The 6,752-nt window shown below is 33.1% G+C and carries 5 protein-coding genes; 1 reads left to right on the forward strand and 4 read right to left on the reverse strand.

Translation table 11 applies throughout. The features are described 5' to 3' along the window. Positions 1-10 precede the first annotated feature (10 nt). The 3 genes from Q0975_RS23010 to Q0975_RS23020 all read right to left on the reverse strand — a co-directional run bounded on the left by Q0975_RS23010 (position 11) and on the right by Q0975_RS23020 (position 4,363). Positions 11-1,108 carry an ABC transporter permease subunit gene (locus tag Q0975_RS23010; RefSeq protein ID WP_299441295.1) on the reverse strand — a complete coding sequence of 366 codons (1,098 nt, stop codon included), beginning with the start codon at positions 1,106-1,108 and terminating at the stop codon, positions 11-13. 99 nt (positions 1,109-1,207) lie between these two features. Beyond that, complete coding sequence (locus Q0975_RS23015; RefSeq protein WP_299441298.1) at positions 1,208-2,614, reverse strand: CmpA/NrtA family ABC transporter substrate-binding protein; 1,407 nt, start codon at positions 2,612-2,614, stop codon at positions 1,208-1,210. A gap of 348 nt (positions 2,615-2,962) precedes the next feature. Then, positions 2,963-4,363, reverse strand: a complete 1,401-nt coding sequence (locus Q0975_RS23020; protein ID WP_299441302.1) for an MFS transporter — start codon at positions 4,361-4,363, stop codon at positions 2,963-2,965. A 470-nt stretch (positions 4,364-4,833) separates the two neighbouring features. Between Q0975_RS23020 and Q0975_RS23025 the strand changes: the two genes are divergently transcribed. Beyond that, a complete protein-coding gene (locus Q0975_RS23025; protein WP_299441305.1) occupies positions 4,834-5,664 on the forward strand; it encodes a type IV pili methyl-accepting chemotaxis transducer N-terminal domain-containing protein in 831 nt (276 codons plus the stop codon). A 19-nt stretch (positions 5,665-5,683) separates the two neighbouring features. Here Q0975_RS23025 and Q0975_RS23030 read toward each other — a convergent pair whose 3' ends face one another. Beyond that, positions 5,684-6,367, reverse strand: coding sequence for a response regulator transcription factor (locus tag Q0975_RS23030; protein ID WP_299441308.1), 684 nt, complete (start codon positions 6,365-6,367; stop codon positions 5,684-5,686). Between the last annotated feature and the right edge of the window lie 385 nt (positions 6,368-6,752).

The raw sequence follows: 6,752 nt of genomic DNA on the forward strand, positions 1-6,752 counted from the left end.
CTCTAAATTTTTAAGCCGTTTCTTCAGTGAAAGTGACAAATTTTTGGATAGTCAACATAACACGATCCAGCATGAACCCTATAATACCTATAACAAACATGGCAACAATAATTTTTGAATTAGAATCATTAGCTCCATTCTGAAATTCTTCCCAAACAAAAGAACCCAATCCGGGACTTTGTGCTAATAATTCAATAGCAATTAGCACCATCCAGGCTACAGACAATGTAATCCTTAGTCCTGTAAATATTAAAGGGAATGAAGATGGCAGAATTATCTTAAAAACTTTTTGCGCAACACTTAGTTGAAGAACTTTAGCTACGTTTATATAATCTTTATCTACTGAAGAAACTCCCATACTTGTATTTACCAATGTTGCCCACATGGAACACAACCCCACACTTATAAAAGAAATAATAAAAGAACTATCCGAATCAGAACCACGAGTCAATGTTTTTACAATCATAAAAACCAATAGCAACCAAACAACTGGAGATACAGGTTTGAATATCTGAATCAACCAGTTCACAGAAGACCTCAATGTTTTACTCAGTCCAAGCATAACACCAATTGGAACTGCAATAAACAATGCTAATAAAAAACCTGCAAATACCGTTTTAAGACTTGTAAAAATCTGATCCACAAATGAAGGTCTACCAGTATATGTTATCGCTGCCAAACCTTGCTCTTTTCTTTGAGCATTAGTTACCGCCACTTTCTCTGCAAAAGCTGTTTTTTTCTCAGATATAATCGCATGATCTGTTAGCAATGATTTATATGCTGTCCAAACCTGAGCTGGAGATGGCAATGTATTAGGCTGGCAACTTATATCACCCGATTCAATACAAGTTCGCATCTCTAATGCTCCTGCTTCTCCCTGATCCATTAGAGCTTTTTCTATTCTAGCATCTTTCTCGATATTATACAGATACATTGCTCCTGAATGCCACAACACCAAAAACAACCCAACTGTTACCACAGGTAATAGCACTTTTTTTAATAAAGCAATTAAATTTTTATTTATCTCCTCTCCTGTCACCAGTCTAATCGCTGGTTCAAAAAAACCTAATCCCACAAAATTGAGAATATGTATAGATCTATCTTTCATTTTATTTCTTTTAAAAACTTATTTCTCCAGCTACTACTTTATGTTTCATCGCATGCAATACCAGACATAATTTGATTATTTTAGTCATAAAAGCTCTTTTTATTTCTCAATACTTGAAACACCTTCTACATTTTCTTTATTTCCAATACCAAAACTATTTATATACCCAATCGGATCTTTAGCGTCGTATTTGTTTCCATCAATAAAATCTGTAGTTGCCGGTTTATAACCATCTGTTTTTGGTAATTCTGAAGCCTCAAGATGCCCTTCTTCCACTAACAGCTTCGCTGCTTTTGTCCAAATATCTGGACGATAGATATCTTTAATTGTTTTATCATACCATTCCACAGGCTTACTTTCCGGAATTTGCCCCCAACGTCTCATTTGAGTTAAAAACCAGATTCCATCAGAATAGAAAGGATATGTTGCATCATGTCTGTAAAACACGTTAAAATCAGGCATCTCTCTTTTATCTCCTTTTTCAAATTCAAAAGTTCCAGTCATAGAATTTGCCAGCACGACTTCATCAGCACCAACATATTCTGGCATTGATAATATCTTTACCGCTTCTGGACGATTACCTGGTGCATCCAGCCATTTACCAGCTCTAATCAAAGCTTTAGTTACAGCCGTTGCAGTATTAGGATATTTTTCAACAAATTTCTTAGTCATTACAAATACCTTTTCGGGATTATTTTTCCAGATATCATAATTTGTTACCACAGGAACACCAATACCCTTAAAAACAGCTTGCTGATTCCATGGTTCACCAACGCAATATCCATATATTGTACCAGCTTCAAGTGTTGCTGGCATTTGTGGCGGTGGAGTTACAGACAATAATACATCAGCATCAATTTGCCCCTGAATATTATCTTTAGAATACATTCCTGGATTAATTCCTGCTGCTGCTAACCAATATCTTATTTCATAATTATGAGTAGAAACCGGAAATACCATTCCCATTTTAAAAGCCTTTCCGTCATTCTTATAAGATTCTATTACAGGCTTCAACGCCTGGGCAGAAATCGGATGAATAGGTTTCCCATCCTCTCCTTTAGGTACGTTTGGTTTCATTTTAGACCAAACATCATTAGACACTGTAATACCGTTACCATTTAAATCCATAGAAAAAGGCGTTACTAATTCTGCTTGCCTCCCAAAACCAGCACCTGCCGCAATAGGTTGTCCAGCCAACATATGAGAACCATCTAATTGTCCATCAATTACGCGGTCTAATACATTTTTCCAATTTGACTGTGCTTCTACGGAAACAAATAAACCTTCATCTTCAAAAAAACCTTTTTCTTTAGCTATTGCCAAAGGAGCCATGTCAGTCAACTTTATAAAACCAAAAGTTAATTGAGGTTTTTCTATAGTTAATTTCGACACCTCTTCTTTTGAGTCAGTATCACTTGATGCAATTTCTTTTTTCTTTTCTCCCCCACAGGATATCAATATAAAAACCGTGAGTACCGCTATTATTTTAAAATTAAGTTTCATCATAATTTATTCTTTTTGTTATTCAGCTAATAGAATGAGTCAAAACTAAGTATAAATACTTAATTAAATAAATCATAAAACACATTTAACTAAGTATTTCTCATTTGCAAAAAATCTTAGATAAATATTATTTTCTAGAGAAAATTACCTGCTAATTTTTGAGAGAATCGCAATACCATCAAAACAAACCTTAACAAAAACCCTAAAAATCAACACGCTACAAAACTCAAATCATCGAAAAATCATCGAAAAACATCAAAAAACAACTAGAAGGAAATGAAAAAAGGCTTTATATAGTCGAGAAAATCAATTACATAAAAGCCTTTTACTTTACTTAATTACACTAAAAACTTAGCCTAGCACAGGAGCACCTTTCATCTCTTGCTGTATTGCTTTTTCGTCTTCCGTAGAAAATTTTATTGATAATGAAATAACGGCTGTTATAATAACAAAACCTCCTATTAAAAAATACCCTTCAGACACTGCCTCAGAAGACGCAATAGCCTGAGCCGCATCTATAGCCTCTTGTCCCAAATTCTGATTTTTTGAAATAGCTATTTCCTCCGCCACTGCTGACTTAGACTTTAGAACCATAGCAGCAACAAAAGCCCCTACATTTCCTCCAGCTCCAACAATCCCAGAAATAGACCCTATTGCTTTTTTATTAATAAAAGGAACAACCGAAAATGTAGCTCCTTCTGCCATCTGAACCGTCAAACTAAAACCAACCAAAAAGATAATACCAAATGTCAATCCATTCATTCCAGAAAACAAGGAAAGCATTACTCCTTCTACCGCAAGAATAACAGCTAAAAACAATACACGACCACGTAACCCCTTTAGTTTCCCAAATTTATCTCCAAAAAAACCACCTAATGTTCTTGCAAAAATATTCATTAAAGCAAAGGAAAGAACCAGATTACCAGCTGTACCCCTCTCTAACCTAAATGTATTCTGAAGATAATCATCCATAGTACCATAAACAGTTAGCTCCATACCAAAACAAGCAGCATACACCACAAAAAGAATCCAAACTCTATAATCTTTGATAGCAGACATAAAACTAACCTCATCTTTTTTCGATTGAGGCAACTCTCCTTTAATCTTTAATGTCGCGTAATTCCCATTAGGAGTATCTTGAGTAAAAAAGTAATACACAATACCCATTAAAAAACAAACAACACCAGCTACCACCATACAATATCTCCACGCCTCTGTTTCTGCAACACCAAAACTTACCACTGCAGCAGCTATAAGAGGCATACCTAACCTATTTGCACCACCGCCAAGATTACCCCATCCAGCAGAAGTTGCATTAGCTGTACCCACTATATTCGAAGCAAACATAATAGATGTATGAAATTGCGTTATTACAAACGAAGCTCCTATAAAACCAATAAACAACCTACACACAATGAACTGTAACGGAGTTTGAACTAAACCTAATAAAATTACAGGAATAGCGCCCAACATCAATAACCAAGTATAACAAATACGAGGACCGTATTTGTCACATAATTTACCTATCAAGAGCCTGGCAAAAACTGTCCCAGTAACCGCCACAATAATAGAATTCCATTTTTGATCTGGTGTTAAACCCAAATCTTTAATTACATCAGGCATAAAAGGAACAATCCCGAACCACGCAAAAAAGCACAAGAAAAAAGCTATAGAGGTTATCCAGAAAGTTCTAATTGGTAGTTCCTTAAAGTTTAAAAGCCTTAATGTCGTTGACTTTCCTATGGTATCCATATCTAAATTATTTTGAAGTTTAAATTTCTATTAATTAATAATTCACACCTCAAAACTAAGTATTAACACGTATTAAAAAATAGTTTTACATAAAATAATAAGTATTTATAGTAATAATTACGTACTTAATAATTTACATAGTTTATAATTACGTATTTAATAATAAAGCTAACAAGAAAGCAAAAAGATATTGAAAATTAGCAAAAACAAAAAATAAAAAACTGATTAACAAATATTTAATAAAAAAATAACATTTTTATCATGGATTCTTAATCAGCTAAAAACCACTACTTACACACTTACCACCCACTAAGTATTAAAAATTTGGTTTTGAACAAAAAATAAGTATTTTCGTACTTATTTTATTACAACAACGGTACGTATTTTCACCATTAAATAGCATTACATCTCTATTTATTACCGTTATACCCAGAATATAAACTAACACCCACTTTTAAAACCCGCACGTGATGAGAAGAAAAATTACCACACTACTAACCGTTTTAATGATATCCTGCACTTTTAACAACATAATCGGACAATCAAAAAATTTTGGAGCGATTACATATGCTAAAGCAGTAAATATTTCGGGAAAACAACGAATGTTATCCCAGAAAATGTCTAAAGCTTATTTATTATTAGCCAAAGGAATAAATGAAGAATCTATTAAGAAGGAGTTAAATTCCAGTAAGTTTATTTTTGAAAAACAACTTCAAATATTAATAAAAAATGCCTCAAGCTCTAACGTTAAGTTATCCTTAAAAAGGATAAACAAGCTTTGGCTAGAATTCAAAGAAGTGATTACGAGCACTCCAGATACACAAAACTCCTTGAAAATAATGAAACTTAACACCAATCTACTCAAAACCTGTAATGATGCAGTCGTAAACATAGAGAACAGCTTCAATTATAATAATCAGTTTTTTCAGAACAAAAACAAAGAATTAGTAAACATCATAAATAAGTCTGGTAGACAAAGGATGCTTTCACAAAGACTGTGCTTATACTACACAGCTACATCAATGTTCTTTAAAGATAGTGCTGAGTATAAGAAAATATTAAACAATGTTTATTCAGAATTCGATAATGCAATAGGCGATTTATTAATTAGCAGCTACAATAGTACAGAGATAGAAGAAGAACTAGGAGTTACTATGTCATTATGGGAAAAATTTCAAACAAATCAAAAAGGATTATTAAACGGAAGTTTCGAATTACAAGAAATCTTTACAACCACAAATCAACTCACCAAATCTTTTAATAAGATTACCGGTTTATACGAAGGTATCGCCAATAACTAGTCATCGCCCCTAGCTAAGGTCAGGGAACCATATTATGCTCTCTGGCCTTTTTACTTAACTCGAGTACATTTTTAACTTCCATTTTTTTCATCAAATTAAAACGATGTACCTCTGTAGTTCGTTTACTTATATCAAGTTTTGCCGCAATATCTTTATTAGTCATACCAGACACTGCTAATTCTAAAATCTGGCTTTCTCTTTTTGTAAGATCAAATGGATTGCTATTTACCTTCTTAACACCTTCGGATGGGAGAGTCATTTTTTCCACAACTCCTTTCTCATTTCCTTTCAAAAGGTTCTTTACCAATATGGATGACACATCACCACTAAAATACTTATTTCCCTTGCTAACAGTAGATAAGGCCTTAAGAAACTCTTCTTTACTAGCATCTTTTAATAAATAACCATCCGCTCCAGCATTTATAGATTGCAAAATATACTCATCAGAATCATGCATTGATAACATAATCGTTTTAGAAGAAACAGACAAATCAGTGAGCTTTTCTACAGTTTCAATACCAGACATTTCTGGCATTCTTATATCACAGATCACAATATCAGGTTGCAAAGACTGCACAAGATCTATAGCTTCTCTGCCATCCGAAGCTTCTCCCACAACTTCATATTGTTTTTCATCTTCCAGTAACGAACGAATACCATCTCTTACTAAAAAATGATCATCTACCAATACAATACTAACCATATTCTATATTACTTAATTAAGCTTTTGTTTATCACGAAGCGGTTTATCCATCAAAGATATGAATTATTCAAAAATAGCTTTAATAAATTGATAATCTAGGAATAAAAAATAAGTATTTTTAAATATAAAAAACAATAAAAATAAGTATAAATACTTAGTTTTGTAATTCAATTAATACATCAGCTAATAGAATTAATTGAAAAAACATAGCAATTGTGTGAGCAACATACTCACACATCAAACAAAATTTAAGAGATGAAAAACAAGTTACGCTTTACCGTACTATTATTAGTACTGGTATTTAAGGGAAAAGCTCAGGAATTAAGTATTGATGCAGATATAAGACCACGATTAGAATATTTACACGGTTTTGGTAATCTCATTC

It is taken from the genome of uncultured Aquimarina sp. (assembly GCF_947500065.1).
GTDB lineage: Bacteria > Bacteroidota > Bacteroidia > Flavobacteriales > Flavobacteriaceae > Aquimarina.

What these genes read in the sequence shown, in the direction of transcription:
- Q0975_RS23020 (WP_299441302.1), bottom strand. Translation starts at nt 4,363, where the DNA reads ATGGATACCATAGGAAAGTCAACGACATTAAGGCTTTTAAACTTTAAG.
- Q0975_RS23015 (WP_299441298.1), bottom strand. Translation starts at nt 2,614, where the DNA reads ATGATGAAACTTAATTTTAAAATAATAGCGGTACTCACGGTTTTTATA.
- Q0975_RS23025 (WP_299441305.1), top strand. Translation starts at nt 4,834, where the DNA reads ATGAGAAGAAAAATTACCACACTACTAACCGTTTTAATGATATCCTGC.
- Q0975_RS23010 (WP_299441295.1), bottom strand. Translation starts at nt 1,108, where the DNA reads ATGAAAGATAGATCTATACATATTCTCAATTTTGTGGGATTAGGTTTT.
- Q0975_RS23030 (WP_299441308.1), bottom strand. Translation starts at nt 6,367, where the DNA reads ATGGTTAGTATTGTATTGGTAGATGATCATTTTTTAGTAAGAGATGGT.